16 protein-coding genes are annotated in these 21,639 nt (G+C 67.2%); 13 read left to right on the plus strand and 3 right to left on the minus strand.

Annotation, left to right across the window (positions count from 1 at the left end):
* Both U9977_RS09565 and U9977_RS09570 read right to left on the minus strand, forming a co-directional pair.
* The coding region (locus U9977_RS09565; RefSeq protein WP_322748851.1) for an alpha-amylase family glycosyl hydrolase at positions 1-308 on the minus strand (308 nt) is incomplete at its 3' end.
* Positions 305-2,290 carry an alpha-1,4-glucan--maltose-1-phosphate maltosyltransferase gene (locus U9977_RS09570; protein ID WP_322748852.1) on the minus strand — a complete coding sequence of 662 codons (1,986 nt, stop codon included), beginning with the start codon at positions 2,288-2,290 and terminating at the stop codon, positions 305-307. The genes U9977_RS09570 and U9977_RS09565, both read right to left, overlap by 4 nt.
* A 528-nt stretch (positions 2,291-2,818) precedes the next feature.
* On the opposite strand from U9977_RS09570, the gene U9977_RS09575 reads away from it, so the two are divergent.
* From U9977_RS09575 to U9977_RS09620, 10 genes are all read left to right on the plus strand, one after another.
* Entirely contained in the window at positions 2,819-3,394 is a 576-nt protein-coding gene (locus U9977_RS09575) for a TerD family protein (protein WP_322748853.1), read from the plus strand.
* Between the two features lie 436 nt (positions 3,395-3,830).
* The gene (locus U9977_RS09580; protein ID WP_322748854.1) at positions 3,831-4,982 is read left to right on the plus strand and encodes a DUF475 domain-containing protein; all 1,152 of its coding nucleotides are present in this window, start codon (positions 3,831-3,833) and stop codon (positions 4,980-4,982) included.
* Between the two features lie 75 nt (positions 4,983-5,057).
* Positions 5,058-5,744, plus strand: a complete 687-nt coding sequence (locus U9977_RS09585; protein ID WP_322748855.1) for a Tellurium resistance — start codon at positions 5,058-5,060, stop codon at positions 5,742-5,744.
* Between the two features lie 28 nt (positions 5,745-5,772).
* Positions 5,773-6,795 (plus strand): hypothetical protein, encoded by a 1,023-nt coding sequence (locus tag U9977_RS09590; protein WP_322748856.1) that lies wholly within the window; start codon positions 5,773-5,775, stop codon positions 6,793-6,795.
* 30 nt (positions 6,796-6,825) lie between these two features.
* Positions 6,826-8,496 carry an Hsp70 family protein gene (locus U9977_RS09595; RefSeq protein ID WP_322748857.1) on the plus strand — a complete coding sequence of 557 codons (1,671 nt, stop codon included), beginning with the start codon at positions 6,826-6,828 and terminating at the stop codon, positions 8,494-8,496.
* A 198-nt stretch (positions 8,497-8,694) separates the two neighbouring features.
* Positions 8,695-11,928, plus strand: a complete 3,234-nt coding sequence (locus U9977_RS09600; RefSeq protein WP_322748858.1) for a zinc ribbon domain-containing protein — start codon at positions 8,695-8,697, stop codon at positions 11,926-11,928.
* A 34-nt stretch (positions 11,929-11,962) separates the two neighbouring features.
* On the plus strand, positions 11,963-13,240 hold the full coding sequence (locus U9977_RS09605) for a glycoside hydrolase family 26 protein (protein ID WP_322748859.1): 1,278 nt from the start codon (positions 11,963-11,965) through the stop codon (positions 13,238-13,240).
* 284 nt (positions 13,241-13,524) lie between these two features.
* On the plus strand, positions 13,525-14,712 hold the full coding sequence (locus tag U9977_RS09610) for an HpcH/HpaI aldolase/citrate lyase family protein (RefSeq protein WP_322748860.1): 1,188 nt from the start codon (positions 13,525-13,527) through the stop codon (positions 14,710-14,712).
* 69 nt (positions 14,713-14,781) lie between these two features.
* Positions 14,782-16,134 (plus strand): phosphoribosyltransferase family protein, encoded by a 1,353-nt coding sequence (locus tag U9977_RS09615; protein ID WP_322748861.1) that lies wholly within the window; start codon positions 14,782-14,784, stop codon positions 16,132-16,134.
* Complete coding sequence (locus tag U9977_RS09620) at positions 16,131-17,264, plus strand: cysteine protease StiP family protein (protein WP_322748862.1); 1,134 nt, start codon at positions 16,131-16,133, stop codon at positions 17,262-17,264. Before U9977_RS09615 ends, U9977_RS09620 begins: the two co-directional genes overlap by 4 nt.
* A gap of 81 nt (positions 17,265-17,345) precedes the next feature.
* Here the strand turns inward: U9977_RS09620 and U9977_RS09625 are convergent, their stop codons facing one another.
* A complete protein-coding gene (locus tag U9977_RS09625) occupies positions 17,346-17,834 on the minus strand; it encodes a hypothetical protein (protein ID WP_322748863.1) in 489 nt (162 codons plus the stop codon).
* 400 nt (positions 17,835-18,234) lie between these two features.
* On the opposite strand from U9977_RS09625, the gene U9977_RS09630 reads away from it, so the two are divergent.
* The 3 genes from U9977_RS09630 (at position 18,235) to U9977_RS09640 (ending at position 21,548) form a co-directional block, all read left to right on the plus strand.
* Positions 18,235-19,128, plus strand: a complete 894-nt coding sequence (locus U9977_RS09630; RefSeq protein WP_322748864.1) for a sucrose-6-phosphate hydrolase — start codon at positions 18,235-18,237, stop codon at positions 19,126-19,128.
* Between the two features lie 170 nt (positions 19,129-19,298).
* On the plus strand, positions 19,299-19,949 hold the full coding sequence (locus U9977_RS09635; protein ID WP_322748865.1) for a TetR/AcrR family transcriptional regulator: 651 nt from the start codon (positions 19,299-19,301) through the stop codon (positions 19,947-19,949).
* A gap of 105 nt (positions 19,950-20,054) precedes the next feature.
* Positions 20,055-21,548: an MFS transporter gene (locus U9977_RS09640; protein WP_322748866.1), complete on the plus strand. Its 1,494-nt coding sequence runs from the start codon at positions 20,055-20,057 to the stop codon at positions 21,546-21,548.
* Positions 21,549-21,639: the final 91 nt, after the last annotated feature.

Genomic DNA, 21,639 nt, shown 5'->3' on the forward strand with positions numbered 1-21,639 from the left:
TCGCCGAACTCCGGCAGGATGCGGAAGTAGTCGGCGATGTCGTAGCCGCCGTCCCGCAACGGTGAGTCGTAGATCGGCAGCAGCCACACGCAGTCGATTCCGAGCCAGCTCAGGTAGTCGAGCTTGCCGGTGACTCCTCGGAGGTCGCCGGTACCGTCACCGTTGGAATCGGCGAAACCACGGATGAGGACCTCGTAGAACACCGCCCGCTTGAACCACAGGGGGTCACGCGACGGCTCCTCGGAGTCGGTGTCGGAAGCCGCGCGGTCAGCGGTCACGCTGTCGGCGCGGGAGTCCTCGGCGCTCATCTTCTGCGCCGGATGGTGAAGACATGGGCCGGTTCCGTCGCCGGATCCAGTCGGACGTAGTTCTCGTGCCCCCACCTGTAGTTCGCCCCGCTGATCTCGTCGTGGATATCGAATGTGTCCCACCACTGCAGGCCGAGGGCGGGCATGTCGAGACGAACCGTCGTCTCCTGGATGTTGTGGGAGTCAAGATTGACGACGATCAGAACACGGTCGTCGTCGGGTGCCTGCCCGACTCGCTTGGAGAAGGCCATGATTGCGTCGCCGTCCGCGTGGTGAAAGCGGAGATTGCGTAGCCAGTGCATGGCTGGATGATCTTTTCGTATTCGGTTGAGCGTGGCCAGATAGGGCGCCAGTGAACGTCCCGCGGCTTCGGCACCGGCCCAGTCCCGGGGGCGGAACTGGTATTTCTCGGAGTCGAGGTACTCCTCGCTCCCGACCCGGACGGGAACGTTTTCGAACAGGTCGTACCCCGCGTAGACCCCCCAGGTCGGGGACATCATCGACGCCAGCACCGCACGAATCTTGAATGCGGCGTCGCTGCGGTCCTGGAGATATCCCGGCAGGATGTCGGGAGTGTTGACGAAGAAGTTCGGACGCATGTAGTGCGCGGTCTCCAGCAGTTCCCGCCCGTATGTCTCCAACTCCGCCTTCGTGTTGCGCCAGGTGAAGTAGGTGTAGGACTGGGTGAAGCCCACCTTGGCCAGCGCCTGCATCATGTGCGGCCGGGTGAACGCCTCGGACAGGAACAGCACGTCCGGTTCGGTCGACTTCACTTCGGCGATGAGCCACTCCCAGAACTGGACCGGCTTGGTGTGGGGGTTGTCGACCCGGAATATCCGTACACCGTGCGAGGTCCAGTACCTGACCACGCGGAGCACTTCATGATAAAGACCGACCGGGTCGGTGTCGAAGTTCAGCGGGTAGATGTCCTGGTATTTCTTGGGCGGGTTCTCGGCGTAGGCGATGGACCCGTCGCTCTTCACCGTGAACCACTCCGGGTGCAGCTTTGCCCACGGGTGGTCCGGGGCGCACTGCAGGGCGAGGTCGAGAGCGATCTCCATACCGAGCGCCCGGGTCTGGGCGACGAACTCGTCGAAGTCCTCGATCGTGCCCAGGCCCGGGTGGACGGCGTCGTGGCCGCCGGCCTCACTGCCGATCGCCCATGGCGAACCGGGGTCGTCGGGGCCGGGGATCAGAGTGTTGTTCGGACCCTTGCGGTTGATCTCCCCGATCGGATGGATCGGCGGCAGGTAGACCACGTCGAAACCCATCGCGGCGACGGCGGGCAACCGCTGCGCCGCGGTCGCGAAGGTTCCCGAGCGGGGCGGATCCAGACCCGCCCCTTCGGATCGCGGAAAGAACTCATACCAGCTCCCGAACAGCGCGCGGCGACGGTCGACCCAGATCCGGTAGAACGGCGAACGGGTGATGAGCTCCCGCAGCGGGAACCGGTTGAGCAGGGCGACCACCGCCGGGTCGCGTGCCGCGGCTATCCGGCCGTGTGGGTCTGTGAGGGTGTCATCGCGTAACGCGTCGACGGCCCGCTGGATGTCGGCACGGCGGCTTTCCGGGACCCCCGGTAGCGCGCGGAGCAACAGCCGGGCCCCGTCTTCGAAGTCGATCGCCAGTTCGTCCAGGCTCTGGCCGGCCGCTGTTTTGATCTCAACGGCGTGCAGCCAGGTTGCCACCGGGTCGGCCCATGCCTCGATGCGAAAGCCCCACAGGCCCTCCGAATCGGTGCGTACCTCGGCCTGGTACCGGTCGGTCCCCACGTCGACCGGCTGCATCCGTGTGAACGGCGTGCCGCGGCCATCCGGACCTGACAGCGCCACATTGGCACCGATCAGATCATGGCCATCCCGAAACACCGTCGCGGTGACGGTGAGGATCTCACCCTCTACCGCCCGCGACGGCCACTGTCCACATGATACGGCGGGGCTGATGTCAGAGATGACAACCCGGCCTATTGAGCGTCCGATCATCGCCGCGACCTTATCGAGGGGAACCACTCCTTGATAATCCGCCTCTGCTGTACCAGTCGGAGGCGCCCCAACGTGAACAGCGTGGGACCACCGGGTGGGGTTGTGTTGGTGATACGGAGGCGGTCCGCCGGGCGGGGAGGATGTCGGCATCGGATCGAAGTCTCCACGTTGATGCGCGTTCCGGGTAGGTCAGTTGCCATGGGTGGACCGGCCCACCGTCGGTATCGGCTGGGGATACCCATGCCGGCCACGCTCACGCGTGGGTGGGCCGTTGCTGCCCCGGGGACTGCGGCCTCCGGGCGCGCGATCTGACGATCGTCGCGCGCCCTTTGGCCCGTTGCTGCCCCGGGGAACCCCCGCGTGGCCCCGTTCGTCCCGCAGAAGGCAGACCCCGGTGACCCCATGTCGCCGTGGGTATGCATGATCGAGTCCAGTAGGCTGCGTCGCGCTCGGTGCGGGGGGCGGCCAGGGCCCCGAAACACCCGGGATACAAGACCAGCCCCGATCGCAAGGACAGCAGGAGGAGTAGTGGGAGTCAGCCTCAGCAAGGGCGGAAACGTTTCGCTGACCAAGGAGGCGCCGGGCCTCGCCAACATCGTCGTCGGCCTCGGGTGGGATGCGCGGAGCACCACCGGCGCAGATTTCGATCTTGATGCGAGTGCGATCGCGTGCAGGGCCGACGGCAGGGTGCTCTCCGACGGCCATTTCGTCTTCTTCAACAACCTCAAGAGCCCGGACAGCGCCATCGAGCACCAGGGCGACAACCTGACCGGTGAGGGAGAAGGCGACGACGAAGCGATAAACGTGAATCTCGTCAGCTTGCCAGCAGAGATCGACAAGGTCGTGTTCCCGGTTTCGATCTACGATGCGGAGTCACGCCAGCAGAACTTCGGCCAGGTACGCAACGCGTTCATCAGGATCGTGAACGGTGCGGGGGGCGCCGAGATCGCACGTTACGATCTCACCGAGGACGCCTCCACCGAGACTGCCATGGTCTTCGGTGAAGTTTACCGGCACGGTTCGGAGTGGAAGTTTCGGGCGGTCGGTCAGGGTTACGCCACCGGTCTTGCCGGCATCGCCCGGGACTACGGCGTCAACGTCTGATCGCCATCTCCCCCACGCCCGTTGCCGGTGTGGCGCACGTCCGCAACGGTCCGGGTGTGACGGGGGTGCTGGTTTGGGCGGTTACGATGCCCGGGACCCGGCGCTCGGCCGGCCGGGTAGGTCAACGTGCGGGCGACCATGGCGCAGGGTAGACGGCGCACGGTAGAGGGCGAGGCGGCAGGGTAGAGGGCGAAGCGGGATGGCGAAGGTATCCCGCCCGGCGCCCGTCACGGGGGACCCGTCAGAACATCTCGTGATCGGACGGGTCCCCCGGGACCCCGGTGGCCGCGTCATCGCCGGCCCCGACGATTCCCGGTGGACCGCTACGTAGACCTGCGGTTGACGTGCTGCCTCGATGCTCCGGACCGGGGTCGGGGCGCGGTGGTGCCCCCGGCGCCGCGCCCCGACCCCGGTCCGGGGGAGGTACCTGTTCCTCGTGCAAGTCTTGCGCATTTTTGGTTGGTCACTGGCCGTCACCGTCGTAGGTATCGCAGTGGCGGGAGTGATCGGGGGTCCTCAGACCGCCGCTCTCGTCGCCATCCTCGCGGTCCTTGAGATAAGCCTGTCGTTCGACAATGCGGTGATCAACGCGACCATCCTGGGTCGGATGAACGAGTTCTGGCAGAAGATCTTCTTGACGGTGGGCGTCCTGATCGCGGTCTTCGGCATGCGGCTGTTGTTCCCGATCGTCATCGTCGCCGTCACCGCCCATCTGGGGCCGCTGGAGGTCTTCGACCTTGCGCTGAACAACCCGGACGAGTATGCGGCGCGGCTGGCCGACGCCCATCCCTCGATCGCGGCCTTCGGCGGGATCTTCCTCTTCATGATTTTTCTGGATTTCATGTTCGATCCCGAGCGCGACATCCAGTGGCTGCGCTGGCTCGAGGAACCGCTGCGCAAGGCCGGCCGCCTCGACGTGCTGTCGGTCGTGGTCGGGCTGGTCGCGCTGCTGGTCGTGGCGGAGGCGTTCTCCGATGACCACACCCAGCAGGTGCTGAGCGCTGGTGTCGCGGGTCTTGCGACCTACCTGGGTGTGCGTGGTCTCGGGGAGTTCTTCGAGGCGCGCGGTGTCGGTGCGGACACCGAGGAGGACGGCGCGGAATCCGACGGGGTCGGAGCCGGGGCCGGGTCAACCGGCGGTGCGAACGCGGTGGTGCTGGCCGCAGGGAAAGCCGCGTTCTTCCTCTTCCTCTATCTGGAGGTGCTCGACGCCTCGTTCTCCTTCGACGGTGTGGTGGGCGCCTTCGCGATCACTCAGAAGATCTTCGTCATCGCGGCTGGCCTTGGTATTGGCGCGATGTACATCCGGTCGCTCACCGTGTATCTGGTTCGCCGGGGAACCCTGCAGGAGTATGTGTACCTGGAGCATGGTGCCCACTACGCCATCGGCGCCCTGGCGGTGATTCTTGCCATCAGCATCGAGACCGAAGTTCCCGAGATCATCACCGGTCTTGTCGGTGTCGGGTTCATCGCCGTCGCGTTGGTGACCTCCATCCGCAACCGCGACCGGCAGCGGGCTGCCGGTGCAGGGGGGCAGGACGGCGATCCCGACGCTCGGTCCGGCGAGGTGGCGGCGGCCCGTTCCTAGCCTGTTCCCGCGACGCCACGCCGCTGTCGCCGGGCGCTCTAAGCTCATATCACGACCACCGCAAGGGAGCGGATCATGCCTATTGACTACACCAAGCGGTCCGGCGGCCAGGATTCCAACCCGGCGCCGGTGTCACTGAGCAAGGTCACTTTGACCAAGAATGCACCTTCGGTGTCTCTGAGCAAGCAGGGCGGCGGCGGTCGGCTACACGTCAACCTCAACTGGACGGCCCAGAGCGCCCCGGGCTCGGCCGGCGGCCCGGGCGGATTCCTCAAGCGTGTTCTCGGCGGTGCCTCCGACGGGGTCGACCTCGACCTGGCGTGTCTCTACGAGCTCACCGACGGCCGCAAGGGTGTCGTCCAGGCGCTGGGTAACACCTTCGGGTCCCTTGACGCACCGCCGTACGTCCAGCTCGATGCCGACGACCGGACAGGCGCGTCCGTCGGCGGGGAGAACCTGTTCGTCAACCTCGCCCATGTCCGGGAGATCCGCCGGTTGTTGATCTTTGCTTTCATCTATGCCGGTGCCCCCAACTTCGACCAGGCGAACGCCGTGGTGACGTTGACGCCGGCGCGCGGCGCGCCGATCGAGGTACGGCTGGACGAGAGTGCCGGCAACGCCCGGATGTGCGCTATCGCCCAGTTGACCAACTCCAGGGGTGACGACCTCGTGGTGAACAGGGAGGTCCGCTATGTCACTGGTCATCAGGATCTTGATCGAACCTATGGATGGGGTCTGAACTGGACACCGGGACGCAAGTAGGCGGCGGAACACAACCATGAATCGCCCTGTGTCGTCACCTTTCGGGGATGACGGTCGTTATTCGATGTTCCGGCCGCGCCAGGAGCCGGTGCCCGACGCGCCGCGCTGGTACCCGCCGGATCCGCCGCCGGCAGACCTCGGTCGGCCGCCGACCGCCGGGACCGCCGGCATGGACGGGACCGCCGGCATGGACGACGAGGTTGTGGAGGCTGTTGTTGTAGAGGACGCGCCGGCGGAGGACTCGCTCGACGTGGATGCCCATCCCCTCGGGGACGCCACCCTGGGGGACGTGGATGTGGCTGTCGCTGTGGACCTCCCCTGGCGCGATGACCGGGTCGGCCCGTTCGCAGCCGCGGCGACGGGGCCGACCGACGAGGAAGCTGAGGCCGACGAGGCCGACGAGGCTGGCAATGCCGACGAACCCGACGAGGCTGGTGAGGTTGAGGATCTGGCCGGGCCGCGATGGTCGGATGATCATGGTGACGGAGAGGTTCGCGACGACCCAGCCACCGAGGTCGATCTTCCGTCGGCCGCGGCAGGGGCGGCTGGCGCCGACACTGCGAACCTTGGCGCCCTCGCCGACCTCACCGCCGCGAGCGCCGCGGCGGCCCTGCGGTTGGACGAACTCCACCAGCGGGCCGAGGAGCTGATCAGGCTCCGGCGCCACGACGCCGACCTGGTGGACCGCCTGCACGCCGAGAACACCCGGCTTCGGGCCGGCGAACTGACCGAGGCGATGGCACCGTTGCTGCGGGGACTCATGCGCCTGCACGACCAGATGACCAGTCTCGGCGCGGACGACGGCCAGAGCGTCCCAGGCATCCTGCGTAAGCAGTTGCTGCAGGTGCTGGACGTCGCGGCGGACGTCCGTCCGTATACCGCGGTGGTGGGGATGCCCTTCGACCCGGTCCGGCACGTCGGCATGCGCCGGGTCGGCACTGACGACCCCGGCCGTGACCGGACGATCGCCCGCACACTCAAGCCCGGATTCGTCCGCGGTGAGTCGACCGTGGTGCGTCCAGCCGAGGTGGAGGTTTTTCGGGCACACTGAAACCGGCGGCGGTTTGTTGGAGGGACCTTCATGGCGCGAACAAAGGTGTTCGGCATCGACCTGGGAACGACGTACTCGTGCATCGCCCAGGTGGACGAGTACGGACGTCCCGACGTGATTCGCAATATCGAGTCGCAGCCGACCACACCATCGGTGGTGCTGTTCGACGAGTCCGCGGGCGGCGGTGTGACGTTTGTCGTCGGCACCCAGGCGAAGCGGCAGTCCCGGATCCGCCCGGATGACGTGGCGAGCCTGGTCAAGCGGCACATGGGCGAGGCGGACTGGCGATTTGTCGTGCACGGTGAGGAGTACAGCGCGCCTGCCGTGTCAAGCCTCGTGCTCAAGTCTCTCGCCGCCGACGCGCAGCGGGCGACCGGCGCCCCGGTGACGGACGTGGTCATCACCGTCCCGGCCTATTTCGGCGACGAGGAGCGCAAGGCGACGAAGCTGGCCGGCGCGCTCGCCGGGCTGAACGTGTTGGACATCATCAACGAGCCCACAGCCGCCGCCTTCGCGTACGGGTTCGCCCAGGACGGCGCGGCGGAGACGACCGTGCTCGTCTACGACCTGGGCGGAGGCACCTTCGACACCACGGTCATCCGGCTGTCGAAGAACGCGATCACAGTTGTGGCCACTGACGGTGACCACGAGCTTGGCGGCGCTGACTGGGATGCGGAGCTGGTGCGCTTCTTGGCCCAGAAGTTCACCGAGGCGCAGCCCGACGCCGGTGATCCGCTCGACGACGTCTACGACGAGCAGGAGCTGCTGACCTCGGCGGAGGACGCCAAGTTGGCGCTGTCCGGTCGCGACAGCGTCGATGTCCTGGTGGTTCACGGCGGCCGGCGGACAAACGTGACCGTGACCCGGGCGGACTTCGAGGAGATCACCGCCGCCCTGCTACAGCGCACCCTTGACCTCACCGGGTCGGTGCTCGCCCGGGCTCGGGAGCGTGGCGTCGACCAGGTGGACGTCTGCCTGCTTGTCGGCGGTATGAGCAAGAGCCCGGCGGTTGCCCGCAGGATCGCCGAGCGCTTCGGTCTGTCTCCACGCCTCCTGGACCCCGATCTCGCCGTGGCCAAGGGCGCCGCGGTCTTCGGGCAGAAGAAGGAACTGGAACGGTACGTCCTCGACGATCTGGTTGCCCAGGGCAAGCTCGCGGCCGGCGCGACTCTGGATGCCGCGGCGCCGGCCGACGTCGCGCGCTCCGTGTCGGGCGCGGCGGGAGATTTCGGGTTGGCCACCACCGCGGTGGTCGATCTGGTCAAGACGAAGGTCACCAACGTGACGTCCCGCGGCTTCGGGATCTTCGCCGAGGACAGGGGCAAAACGATCGCGGCCTTTCTGGCGCATCGCAACGATCCGTTGCCGATTGAGATCACCCAGACCTTTTACACCATCTCCGACAACCAGACGGACGTCGACATCCGTGTGTTCGAGCAGGGGACGAGCGCTGAGTCGACCATCCCGCAGGACAACAAAGTGATCGTCGAAGGTGCCATCGCGGGGATTCCCGGCGGACATCCCCGCGGCACACCGGTGGATGTCACCTTTCTCATGCGGTCGGACCAGACGATCGTCGTCACCGCCACGCATCCTGGCGCGACCGGGCCGCTCGTCCTGCAGATCACCGCGGGTGTGGGCAGCGAAGCGATGCGGGATGAGGAGACACGGAAGATCACCCTGCTCAAACAGCGGGACTGACGTCGCCGTGGCGGTCGCAGGCATCAGCGTGCCCGACGTTGTCCAGCACATAACGTTGTCTGTTACATAACGTTGTCTGTTACCGGACACTGTCCGGTGCATATGGTGAATACCGAGGCTGAGGCCGGGGCCATGTCCGGGTGCCGCCTTCATACGCTCTGTGATGGGGATGCTGGCGGCGGGGACGAAGGTGGGGCGGTGAGCGCGGCGTTCGACGGCAGCAGCTACCGGCAGCGGGTGTTGGCCGAGCTGCAACGCCGATCCCCGCTTGACTGTGATGACCCGTTTTTCGTCGCCGCGCTGGACCCGGCTGCCACGTACACCGACGCGGAGGTGCGCGCGCACCTGGCCCGTGTCGTGGCCTTTCTGCAGCGGCAACGGAACGCTGCACGCTACGCGACCCTGGCCGCGGCCCTTATCCGCAGGCGGGCCGAGTGGGAGGCGCCGCTGCTGGACCCGCATACCCGCGAACAGGTCCGGGTACGAGTGCTGGCCGCGCGTCGCAGTGGGGACGCCGACCGGCTGGCCAAGGTGGCCCGCAACCTCGCGACTGTGCGTGAGCGTTTCGGCGGAATTCCCCGGTCCCGCGTTGCGGGTCTGCGTCGGTTGGCGTCGGCTGACGGGGTGACCACCGAGCAGTTCGACGCGACCCTCGCGGGCGAGAAGGTGATCGAGGACGGCTCCGGTGAGGATGTCGAGCCGCTCGCGCCGGGGCTGCGGCGCCAGATCCGTGACGGCCTCACCGAGCTGCGGCAGCTTCGCGAGGGGGATCGGGTTGGTACCGCCTCCCTGTGGGCTCTGCTGGGTATCCCGGCGGACTCCGCGCCGGCGCGGATCCAGGCCGCACACGAGATCCTTGTCGAGCGCAACCAGCGGCGTCCGCATGACCGCGAGAAGACGGTGACCGCTGATCTGCTCGCGCAGGTGCGCACCAGACTCCTCGACGGTGATCCGGCCGCCTATACCGCCGGGCTGGTCGCAGACGCCCGCGATGAGATCCGGCCGAAGGTCGAGGAGCACGTCGTGCTCGACGGTGAGCTCGGACCGGGCGCCTTTGAGGGGTTGGTCCGCGAGGTCCTCGCGGCCGGGCGAGGACTGTCAGCGGCACAGGCGAAGGCGGTGTTGCTCGACATCGCCCGGGATCTGGGTGCGGCGATGACGACCGGAGCGGTCGTCGACTACGTTGTATGCCCACGCTGTGGCCGTCCGGAGCCGGTTGACGGTTCGCGCGTCTGCCGATATTGCGATACCGAGCTCTACATCCCGTGTCCGTCGTGTGGCCGCGCGACGGAGGCCGCAGCGGCGGCGTGCCAGTTCTGCGGGCAGAGCCTGCGCCAGGCTCGGGAAGCCGGCGACGCCCTGACCGCGATCCGCCGCGAGCTGGAAGACGGCCATCCCAGGCATGCCGCCGAGCTGCTGGCCCGGGCGCGTCCGGTGCTGGGCGCGGTCGGTGGGTCGGCGGCCCGCGCTGCTGATGATCTCGGCGTGCGGGTGCAGGCGGCGCTGGCCGCCGCGGACGCCGGCTGGCGGGCACTGGTCGAGCACCGCGAGGCCCGGTGCGACGACGCCGCCACCGCCGGGGCCCGTTGGCTCGTCGCCCAGGCGTTCGACGTACCCGGTCCGGACGGACGCTTGCCCGAGGAGGTGCTGGCCGAGCTCACCGCTCACCAGGACGTCATCCGCCGCCGGGTTGCCGCGGCGGCGGCGCTTGCGCCAGCCGACCAGGAGAATGCGCTGGCCGCGGTGCTCGCGACCGTGGCGGACAACCGGGAGGCGCTGGCGGCATTGGCCGCGCTGCCACTCCCGCCGCCGACGGATCTGACCGCGAGCAACGAAGAAGGTGCCGTGGTGCTGCGGTGGCGGCCATCCCCCTCGGCGCTCGGTCCGGTGTCCTACCGGGTGGTCAGGCTGGTGGGGGCCGGCATGGGGGAGGCGGGCGGCCAGCAGGGAACACCACCGGTCGAGCGCAGCCTGGGTACGACTCGGTCCACCGAGTTGTCCGATGCCGGGGTTCCGGCCGGGGTGCTGGTCCGGCACGAGGTGACGGCGGTCGTGGGCAGCCGGCGCTCGGTAGGGGTGCGCACACCCGGCCTCGTGGTCGTGCGGGACGTCGTGGCCCTGCGTGCGGAGCAGATCGGTGCCGGGGTGAGGCTGTCCTGGCGGCTGGATGGCCCGGTGGACGCGGTGACGATCGATCGGACCGTGGACGAGTCATCGCCGGTACAGGTTCCGATGCGTCGGATCAGGGCGAACGCCGGTCAGTACCTCGACACGGCCGTCCAGCCCGGTGTCACCTACCGTTATCAGGTTTATGTCGAGTTCCAGGATGTGGACGGACACCCGGCCAGAACCGCTGGTTCGGGGATTGCGGTTACGGTGACGCCGCGCCCACGAGCCGTACGCGATCTGGCGGTCACCACTGTCGCCGGGCGTACCGTGCTGCGCTGGAGCGCCATGCCAGCCACTCATGTGCAGATCTACGCCGTGCCCGTACCCGTGTCGGACGCCGGGCCGCCGCATGCGGCTGGAGTCGAGGACACCGAGATCGACCTGGAGAAGATCGCCGAACGGGCCCGGCTGGTCGGGTCGAGCCGGAGCGGCCACCTGGTGGACCCACTGGCTGCCGGTGAGTTGGACTATCTTCCGGTAACTGTGTGTGATGGTCGGGCGGTGGTCGGCGCCGGTGTGCGGCATCTGGTGGTCGAAGGCATCCGGGATCTGCGCGCGGACGATCGCGGTGAGGAGATCGTGCTGTCCTTCCACATGCCGCCGGGGATCACGCAGGCGCGCGTCCTGTGGCGCCGCGACCAGCTCCCGACCGGGCCGGACGACCCGGACGCGTTCCGGGCAAAGGTCACCAATACCAGCCTGGAAATCAAGGGCGGCTGGCATCTGGCCGCGCCGCGGGACGGTTCGGCCTACTTCGTCGCCTGCTACCCGCTGGTGCGCACGGGTGGGTCGTTGCGCGCTGTCGGCCCGGGCACGGCGATGGTGGCCCGCTCGGCGGCATCGCCGGATGCGGACCATGACCTGGATGACCTGGATGACCTCGATGACCTGAATCAACCGGAACACCATGAGCACCACGATCGGGAACGGACGGTCACCTACACGCTGGCCCGGTCCGGCTGGCGTCGCCGTACGTTGCGCGTACACGTGCGTGCGGACGGGCCGTTGCCGGCGATGGTGCTTGTCGCGCGGCCGGGGACGACTCCGCCACAGGCGAGCGACGACGGACATCCGCTCGCACGAGTGTCGGCGTCGCCACCAACACCGCAGCGCACCCTCGAGGTTTCCCTCGAAGGTGCCGAGCTTCCCTGGGGGGTACGACTGTTCCCGGGTTCGCCGGCGAGCCCGGGTGCACCGGTTGGTGGGGTGCCCGGTGCGGTGATTGTCCGCCATCCACCGGATGATTCCCTCATAATCCGCTAACCCGACCGAAAGGCTCCTCGCGAGGATGGCGTCCATGTTCGGCCGCCGGCGCTCCTGCCGGGTCGCGCTCGGGTCGCGGGTGGTGGTCGCAGGCGTGCTGTTTCTCGGCGTCGCCCTCGCCGCCGGGCTCGTTGCGGTCGGATTGAACCTCCGTGGAAGCCGTCCGGCAGGGATGGCTCTGACCCTGGTCGACACCGACATCGTGCTGGTGCGTGGGCACGGTTTCCCGGCCGGTGCCGAGATCACCGTCGACCTTGTCGGGGGTGATCTCACTACCACGGCACCGGCCCGGGCGGACCCGGACGGGCGCTTTCTGCTTCGCTTCACCCTACCCATGGATTTTACCGGCACTGTGTCGGTGACGGCGAGATCGGGCGCTATCACGGCCCGCGGTTCGCTACCGGTCACCGTCTGGGATACCCGGGGAAAACTGTCGGGCCTGCCCTGGCTGTCCGGAGTACATCTGGCCAACGATCTGCCGCCCTATCTGGCCTTTGGCGCATGGCGGGGCCGACCGATCGACGTGGCCCTGGTTTTCACGATCCGCGACCAGGGCTGGGGTCCGATATCCGAGCCCAGCTGGCCGCTGGACGATTTCGCACCGTTCCCGGGAAAACTGGTCATCAGTCAGCCGCCGTTCCCGCAGGGGCAGGGCGGCAACGCCGAGTGTGCCCGTGGTGCCTATGACGAGCACTGGCGGAGGTTCGGCGCCTTTCTCGTGCACAAAAACCGGGCTGACTCCATCGTGCGGATCGGTTGGGAGTTCAACGGCACGTACATGTACTGGCATGCGGATGCGAGCGCGAGGAATTTCACGGAGTGTTTCCGCAGGATCGCCACGGCCATCCGCTCCACGGATCCGAAGGTCAAGATTGACTGGACGTTCAACGCCCACGATTCCCCGGTGCCGTCGAGCGGGAATCCATGGGATGCCTACCCCGGCGACGAATACGTCGACATCGTCGGCATCGATGCCTACGATCACTACCCGCCGTCGTTGAACGAGGCTAGGTGGACGCGGCAGTGCAACAGTGTCAACGGGCTCTGTCACCTCATTCGGTACGCCCGTGAGCACGGTCGGAAGGTCGGTGTGGGTGAGTGGGGTGTGACGTCTTGTGGTGGCGATGGCGGCGGAGATAATCCTTTCTATATCCGGAAGATGTATGACACGTTCGTCGCGAACGCCGACGCGATGGGTTACGAAAGTTACTTTCACGACTCGGCGCCGGACAATGTGTGTTCGACGATCATGAATGGGGGTCAGAACGCTCGGTCGGCCGCCGAGTACAAGCGGTTGTTCGGCGGGTCGTGACCGGCTCGGCCGGGCGGCGCGGTCGGCCGGCCGGGGTGACAGGCGGTTGTCCGCTGGATGACAGCGGTCGGGAAGTTGCCGGACCGCATTCCACGCCGCCGGTGGTCGATGTACCGTCTGGCAGGCCTGACGCCTAGCAATGAACGACGGATAGGCCAAAGGGCGTGCGATCATGGTTTTTCGCACGCCCGGAGGCCGCACGTAGCCGAGATAGGCCAAAGGGTGTGCGATCATGGTTTTTCTCGCACGCCCGGAGGCCCCAACTAGCACAGGGGGTTTGCTGGGTGCGTCACTTCGGTTTTCTGGACGCGGACCGGACGGACGCGCTGTTTCACCGTCCGCCCGAAGAGATCCTCCCGGACGGGGACCGTCGGCTTGTGGCGACGGCCCTGGGTGCCACCCTTTACGCCCCGGGTACGCGGCCGACGCTTGCCGCGGACGTGCGCCGTCAGGTCGCCGCCGGGGTGACGTCGATGGTGCTCTGTCTTGAGGACGCCATCGCTGACCACGAGGTTGCTGCGGCAGAGGCGAATGTGATTGCCACGCTTCGTGACCTGGGTGAGAGCCCACCGACTGCTGGCGGCGGACCCCCGTTGTTGTTCATCCGGGTCCGTGACACCGCCCAGATACCATTGCTGGCCGCACGGCTTGATTCCACCGCGGCGGAGATGTTCGCCGGCTTTGTCCTGCCGAAGTTCGGCCCCGGGAACGGAGCGCCGGCGTTGGCGGCTGTTCTGCGTGCCTCGGAGCGCCTGGGCCGGATTCTCTGGGCGATGCCTGTGCTGGAAAGCCCTGAGGTCATCTTCAGGGAGACCCGAGCCGGGGCGTTGTCGGGAGTCCGGGAGCTCGTCGACAAACATTCCGACGTTGTGCTGGCGGTCCGCCTGGGTGCTACTGATCTTTGTGGTTTGTTCGGGTTGCGACGGAACCGGGATCTGACGATCTATGACATCGCGGTGGTCCGCGACTGCATCGCCGACATCGTCAACGTGTGTGCCCGCGGCGGCGATCATGTGGTGAGCGGCCCGGTATGGGAATATTTCGCCCAGCCCGAGCGTCTGTTCGTCAGTTCCCTGCGGGTCACCCCGTTCCAGGAGGCTGATCTGATCGACGACAGCGAGGACGGTGCCCGGATGCGGTTACGTCTTGTCTCCGCCGATCTTGACCGGCTCATCCGCGAGGTGGTTCTCGACAAGGCGAACGGATTGCTGGGCAAGACGGTGATCCATCCCAGTCACGTTCCTGCTGTGCACGCTCTGCATGTTGCCAGCCATGAGGAGTATGTGGACGCCATGGCGATTCTCGCGGAGGATGCCGGCGGGGTACGGCCCAGTTGGTATGCGAACAAGATGAACGAGCTGGGACCGCACCGGACCTGGGCCGAAGCGGTACTGCGGCGGGCTCGGGCCTTCGGTGTCCTGCGGGAAGGCCACACATTCGTCGATGTTCTGGCCGCAACCGGGGCGTCATGAGGCCCGGATAACGTACGGCTCGTGCATGGATTGTGCCCGGGTGACAACGGCGGTGAAGGCGGAGGTCGTGTGAGCCTGGCGGGCTACAGCGGGCACTGTTCGGACGGCATGAACTGGTTGTGGGACGAACTGGGGCTTGACATCAGGATCAGATCCGACGTGGTGGGTAAGGGTCTGCACGGGTTGGTCGGGCTCGCGTTGCGGCGCAACCCGCTGCGGGCGCACCTGCTGGTCAGTCGGGTTCTCGGCAAACATCTCCCGGTGCGTCCGCGGGAATCGCTCGCGGCTGGTCGCCTACTGGCGGCACAGGCATGCGATGCTTTCCCCGGCGCAGGGGGCGAGCCGATGACGCCGGGGCCACTGGTGGTCGGATACTGCGAGACTGCCACGTCGCTGGGCCATACGGTGGCGGACGGTATTGCTGGGTGTGACTATCTGCATACGACCCGTCGAGTGGTCCCCGGTGTCACCCCCCTGCTTGACTTCGACGAGGCGCATTCCCACGCCACGTTCCACTGGCTCATGCCGACCGATCCCGAGTTGGTACGGGCACCGCGTCCGCTGATCCTGGTGGACGATGAGCTCTCGACCGGCCGGACCGCGCTGGGAACGATCAAGGCGTTGCACGCCTTCGCGGCGCGGCCGTCCTACACCGTGGCGACGCTCTTCGACGCCCGGCCAGCGGAGTCCCGCCGTGCGTTCAACGAGCTTGCGGACCGTCTCGGCGTTTCTGTGCGGGTGGTATCGCTGTTGGCCGGGGAGCTGGTGCTGCCGCCCGATGTGGCCGTGCGGGCGCAGCGGCTGCGGGCCCGCCACGGGGACGGCGGCCTCGGTGCTGATCCGCCGGACGTGCCCACCTGGCGTCATCCCGTCCGCTTCGTGCGGCCCGACTGGCCGGCCGAACTTCCCGACGGTGCGCGCCATGGCTGGTCGCAGGCGGACGGGGCCCTGCTCGACAGGGCCATCCCGTTGGTCGCCGGTGAGATTGCCACAGTGTTGACCAATGCGTCTGGACGCATTCTCCTGCTTGGTACTGAGGAGTTGATGTACACGCCGTTGCGGATCGGGGCTGCCCTCGACGAGATCGTGCCCGGTGACGTGGTTTTTCACTCGACGACCCGTTCGCCGGTCTACCCGATCGACGCCGAAGGCTATGCGATCCGCTGCGCGCTGACGTTCCCGGCGCCGGATGATCCCGCGCGGGTGAGCCATGTCTACAACGTCCGGCCGGGTTTGTACGACGACATCGTCGTCGTGGTCGACTCGGCCGCCAACGGTGGGGGCGCGGAAGCCGACGTGTCCGGGATGGTCGGGATGCTGCGTCGGTGCGCGCCGGTGACCGTGGTCACGATACCGACACGAGGCCCGGATGGGCGTCCGATGACCCGGCAGACCGGGCGGGTGGCAGGGGGAATGTGTTGAGCGACGGCACGGTGCTGGGAGCCATTCCGGGCACGGTAGGTTCGGGATCCTATGATCCCGCGGATGTGACCTTTTTGTTGAAGGATCTCAGCGACATCCCGCTGGAACGTCCTACCGAGGACCGCGAGGAGGACTTTTCCAAGGGACGCCACTACTCTGAGGACCTGCCCGTCGAATACGAGCCCTCGGATTCCTATCTTGCTCTTTTTGAAAGCGCGCTCATCCGTTCGGCGGAGCGGGTTGCCACCGCGGTCGGGGTAGCCACCGAGCTTGTGCTTGCGAGAAAGGAGAAGCCGGTCATCGTGTCGCTCGCGCGGGCCGGAACGCCCGCCGGCATCCTTATGCGGCGCTGGGCCCGGTGGAAGCACGGGCTCGAGCTGACGCACTACTCGGTCTCCATCATCAAGGACCGGGGGCTCGACGAGAACGCGTTGCGGTGGATTCTTGACCGCCATGACCGCCAGGCGCTCCAGTTCGTCGACGGCTGGACCGGCAAGGGCGCCATCCTGAAGGTTCTCCAGGCGGCGTCGGAGCAGCTCGGGGTGGACGGCTCCATGGCGGTGATCTCGGACCCGGGCCACTGCACGTCGCTCTACGGCACCAGGGATGACTTCCTCATCCCGCACAGCTGCCTGAACTCCACGGTCAGTGGGCTGGTGAGCAGAACCGTGCTGAATTCGACGCTGATCGGTCCGGCCGATTTTCACGGAGCAAAATACTATCGGCAGCTGGCTGACCGGGATTATTCCCGCCGGTATGTCGACACCGTCGTGAACGCCTTTCCCGCCGCATCGGCAGCGGTCTCGCGCGGTCTGGGCCAGGCGGAGGACCGAACTCCGACCTGGGCCGGCTGGCGCGCTGTCGAAATGTTGGCGAAGGACTACGGCATCGCGAATATCGGCCTTGTCAAGCCCGGGGTCGGCGAGACTACCAGGGTTCTGTTGCGACGAGTGCCCTGGAAGGTTGTCGTCGCGCCCGACCGGTTGGCGGAGCTGGCTCATGTCCTGTCGCTCTGCGCAGCCAAAGGAGTGGAGGTGGAGGAAAGAGCCGATCTGCCGTATTCCTGCGTCGGGATCATCAGGCCGATCGAGGGCAGGCCTGATCGGGCGCTGTTCAATGCACCGTCCTGACATTTAGAGCGACCGACAATAGGGGACGCGGCGTCGCGGGGCTCGGGCACGCACCCCAGCCCCGCTCCTTGATCCACGCCCCTACTGTCGGGCGCTCTTAGCGGGCGTTGAACAGTCGGCACGTTCCAGCTCGTCCAGCATTTTCATGATCATATTCCTTTGTCTGATCGGACCGCGGCTCCGGGTCACAGCGCGCAGTTCTGCGACGGTGGTCAGGCGTTGGTACACGGCGGCTGCGAGGACGGCGTGGGAATTCTGCGGCCCCGTCGCCCAGTTGGCCATGTCGACAACGGAACGAGCCAGCCGGGTTCGTGGCGGATACAGCGCCGGACACAGGTCCATGGGGCCGAGCCGTGCGCTGTGGTGGATGACAACGCCGGGGCGCGGGCTCGGCCGCCGCTGTGGCGGTACCAGGACGGTGACGTTCTCCTCGGCAAACCCGTGCAGACCGCCGAGAGCCGCCGCGCACGCACCGCCGAGAACAGCCCCGGGGCCGATGGACTCGACCACGCACCACAACAGCTGCATACGGGTGAGCGGCTCGGGCCGGGTTAGGAGGACCCCGGGCATGGGCAGCTGCCATTGTCCGGCTTTGACCCGCCATCGAATTGTCGACCGGCTTGTGCCAGCCGCCCTGGCAGTGCGGGTCGCGATAACGCCGCACTGGTTGTCGGCTGTCTTCTGCCAGGAGTGCTGGCCGGGGCCCGGGGCCATGCACACAAGCCTCGCCGATCCGCGAGTCGAACGGAACACCGTCTGCCGGGCTGTGGAAAAGCCGCGGGCGGAGCCCCCGACTGTGGACGAACGGTCCACCCGCCGGGCCTGTCACAATCGTTTCTCACCCTCGGTTCTCACAACCGGTTCTCACAACCGGTTCTCACACTCGCGGGCGCTGGCGGTGCAGTCATCCTCCAGATCCATCTTGTCATCGTGACGGGTGGTCGCCGTGTGCGTACGGTGGCTTCTCGTAATGGTGTGGATCGTTCGGGTATCCGCGTCGTACAGTCTGGCCATCGACACACGACCTCCGCCGCTGTCGGCGGCCGTGACTCCTCCGCCGCCGTCGCGTTGGCTGGTCGCCTGCGATCTTGATCAGACGTTGATCTACAGTCGGAGTTCCTTCCGGCTCGCTGCAGGCAGCGGCGAACCCGCGCTGGTGACTGTTGAGCGGATTGACGGCCAGCCGGCCGCCTTCTGTACCGCGCGGGCCGCCGAACTGATCGCGCGGCTGGATGCCGTGGCCACCCTCGTCCCGGTCACCACGCGGACGCGAGCCCAGTACGCGCGAGTGGATCTCGGTGTGCGTCCCAGGTTCGCGATCACGACGAACGGCGGCCACCTACTGGTGGACGGCCGTCCGGATGAGGACTGGGCGGCCCGGGTCCGCGCCCGGATCGAGGCAGCGGCGGGTCCGCTCACCGGCGTCCGGGCCGTGGCTGAGCGTCTCGCCGCCGACGGCTGGGTCAGGGTCACCCGGGTTGCAGACGACCTGTTCGTGTATCTCGTCGCCTATGAGCGTGCCGGGGTCCCCGATCTCCGCGAGGTCGCTGCCGACCTTGCCGCCGACGGATGGATCCTGTCCATCCAGGGACGCAAGGTCTACCTCGTGCCGGCCGTTCTGACCAAGGAGGCGGCGCTCGCCGAAGTGGTGCGCCGGGTCGGGGACGTCGGCCTGGCCGCGGCGGGTGATTCGCTGCTCGACCGCGGAATGCTCACCGGCGCGGACGTCGCTGTCCGTCCCGCCCATGGTGAGCTGCACGACAGCGGCTGGAGCGCCGCGAATCTGCGGATCACCGCCGCGGCCGGACTGCTGGGCGGGCAGGAGCTGCTGGAGATTCTCGCCGCGCAGCTCCCCGTGGGTTGACCGGCGCGCGCGCCGCATTTCTGCTTACCGCTGCTGCTTACCACTCGGCCGGCTACGTCTCCGTCGCCCTGCGCCGCATCGCCCCCGTACTGCGTTCCGTAGTGGTTATGTCGCGTGTCGTGGCCATCGCGGTTGGCCGGGTTCAGGTACAGTACGGTACTGTATTGAAAATGATCGGACGTCGAGAGGGGTTGGGGATTGAGATGATCTCTCTGCCGCCGTGTGGCCGATCCCCGGGTCGACCCCGGGATGATGCCCGCGAGCAGGCCATTCTTGATGCCGCACTCGAGCTGCTGGTCGAGGTCGGTTACGAGCGGATGAGCATGGTCGCCGTTGCAGCCCGGGCGCGGGCGAGCAAGGCGACGATCTACCGGCGGTGGGCCAACAAGGACGAACTCGTCATCGAGGCCGTGCGCCGACGGAGCGGTGGCGCCGACATCGTCCCCGCGGACACCGGCAGTCTGCGCGGTGACCTCGTGGATGCCGTCTGCAAGATAGTGGACCATGTGTCCCGGGAGGATGCCGCGCTGATCGCCGGGGTGTTGCTGGCCATGCGGGGGTCACCCGACCTCGCGGCGGCGCTGCGGGTCCCGATGCTTGAAGAAAAGCGCTGGATCGGCGATCTCATCGTGCAGCGCGCGATGGACAGGGACGAACTGCGTTCGTCCGCGGCTGCCGACGTCTTTCACGAGCTGATGCCCGCACTGCTCTTCTCTCGGCTGCTCATCACCGGCGAATCGCTTGACAGCGCATTCATCGAACATATGATCGACGACGTGCTGCTGCCGCTCATGACCTCGGTACGCGCCGAGGGCGACTGAAGCTGGATTTTCTGACACCGGATTCCCTGACACCGTGTCCGGCCGCGCGTCCACCGGCGCCCGAATTATTCCGTCATCTTCGGATTGGCTGGTCAAGGAGCATCAGTGACTACGACTGTTGAACGCCCACCTGGAAGCATCGGAGCGGAGGCCGGGGGCAGCGTCGACTCCCGGCGATGGCTTGCGCTCGCAATTATTGCCGTGGCTCAGCTGATGATAGTGCTCGATGCGTCCATCGTGAACATCGCCATGCCCAAGGCCCAGACCGATCTGCACATTTCCGTGGCTGATCGGCAGTGGATCGTCACCGCGTACACCTTGGCATTCGGTGGCCTGCTGCTTCTCGGCGGCCGGATCGCCGACTTCATCGGGCGAAAGCGCGCCTTTGTCGGTGGTCTGCTTGGTTTCGCCACGGCATCGGCGATCGGCGGCCTCGCTCCGGACGCCTCGTTCCTGTTCGCCGCCCGTGCGCTGCAGGGAGCATTCGCCGCGGTTCTCGCGCCGGCAGCGCTCTCCCTCATCACGGTCACGTTCACCGAGACCAGAGAACGTGCCCGCGCCTTCGGTGTTTATGGCGCGATCGCCGGTGGCGGCGCCGCGCTCGGGCTCATCCTCGGCGGCGTGCTGACCGAGTACACCTCCTGGCGCTGGTGCCTGCTGGTCAACGTCCCGATCGCGCTGCTCACAGCCGCCGCCGCACTGCCGATCGTGCGGGAGAGCCGGGCCGAGGGGAAAGCGCGCTACGACATTCCCGGGACGCTGACCGTCACCGCCGGGCTGGTCAGCCTGGTCTACGGTTTCACCAAGGCGGCTGAGGACGGCTGGAGCTCGGCGGTCACGCTCGGGTTCCTCGCGGCGGCAGGAGCGTTGCTGGTCGGGTTCGTCATCGTCGAGGCACGTAGCGCCGCGCCGCTTCTTCCGCTACGGGTCGTCTGGGAACGCAACCGCGGCGCATCCTTCCTGTCGTCCCTGCTCATCGGTGGCGGCCTGTTCGCCATGTTCCTTTTTCTCACCTTTTACTTCCAGGTGAGTCTCGGATACAGCGCGCTGCGGACCGGATTCGCCTTCCTGCCGTTCAGCGCTGGGATCATCGTGTCAGCCGGGCTCGCCAGCCAGCTCATGCCGCGTACCGGGCCCAAGGTCCCGATGGTCGTCGGAACCGTGCTCACGGTGGTCGGTCTGTTCACGTTGACCCAGATCGGTCTCGACACCAGCTATGTCAGCCACGTCCTGCCCGGTGAGCTGCTCATGAGCATCGGCCTTGGCCTGATATTCGTACCGATGTCGAGTCTTGCGCTCATCGGTGTCGAGCCCCATGACGCCGGTGTGGCCAGTGCCCTGGTCAACGCCACCCAACAGGTCGGTGGTTCGCTGGGAACGGCACTGCTCAACACGGTGTTCGCCACCGCGGTGACGAACTATGTCATCGACCACGGCGCCAGCCCGCAGAGCACGGCCCAGGCGCAGATCTCCGGTTACACGACGGCGTTCGTCTGGGGCGCGGTGCTGATTCTGCTCGCGTTGGCGACCATCGTCGTCCTCGTCCGGGCCGGAAAGGACGAGGTGCCGGCGCAGGCGGGTGCCGTACACGCTGGGTAGCGTGCCCGGTGGCGTGCCCGGTGGCGTGCCCGGTGGCGTGCCCGGATCGGGCAGGGCCGGGCCCGCCACCGTGGCGGGATCCTGTGGGTTG

Origin of the sequence: Protofrankia sp. Cas8 (assembly GCF_963555845.1) — a bacterium.
Lineage (GTDB): Bacteria > Actinomycetota > Actinomycetes > Frankiales > Frankiaceae > Protofrankia.

Coding starts and splice junctions, on each gene's coding strand:
- U9977_RS09630 (WP_322748864.1), top strand. CDS start 18,235: ATGGTGTGGATCGTTCGGGTATCCGCGTCGTACAGTCTGGCCATCGAC.
- U9977_RS09595 (WP_322748857.1), top strand. CDS start 6,826: ATGGCGCGAACAAAGGTGTTCGGCATCGACCTGGGAACGACGTACTCG.
- U9977_RS09585 (WP_322748855.1), top strand. CDS start 5,058: ATGCCTATTGACTACACCAAGCGGTCCGGCGGCCAGGATTCCAACCCG.
- U9977_RS09605 (WP_322748859.1), top strand. CDS start 11,963: ATGTTCGGCCGCCGGCGCTCCTGCCGGGTCGCGCTCGGGTCGCGGGTG.
- U9977_RS09635 (WP_322748865.1), top strand. CDS start 19,299: ATGATCGGACGTCGAGAGGGGTTGGGGATTGAGATGATCTCTCTGCCG.
- U9977_RS09625 (WP_322748863.1), bottom strand. CDS start 17,834: ATGCCCGGGGTCCTCCTAACCCGGCCCGAGCCGCTCACCCGTATGCAG.
- U9977_RS09570 (WP_322748852.1), bottom strand. CDS start 2,290: ATGATCGGACGCTCAATAGGCCGGGTTGTCATCTCTGACATCAGCCCC.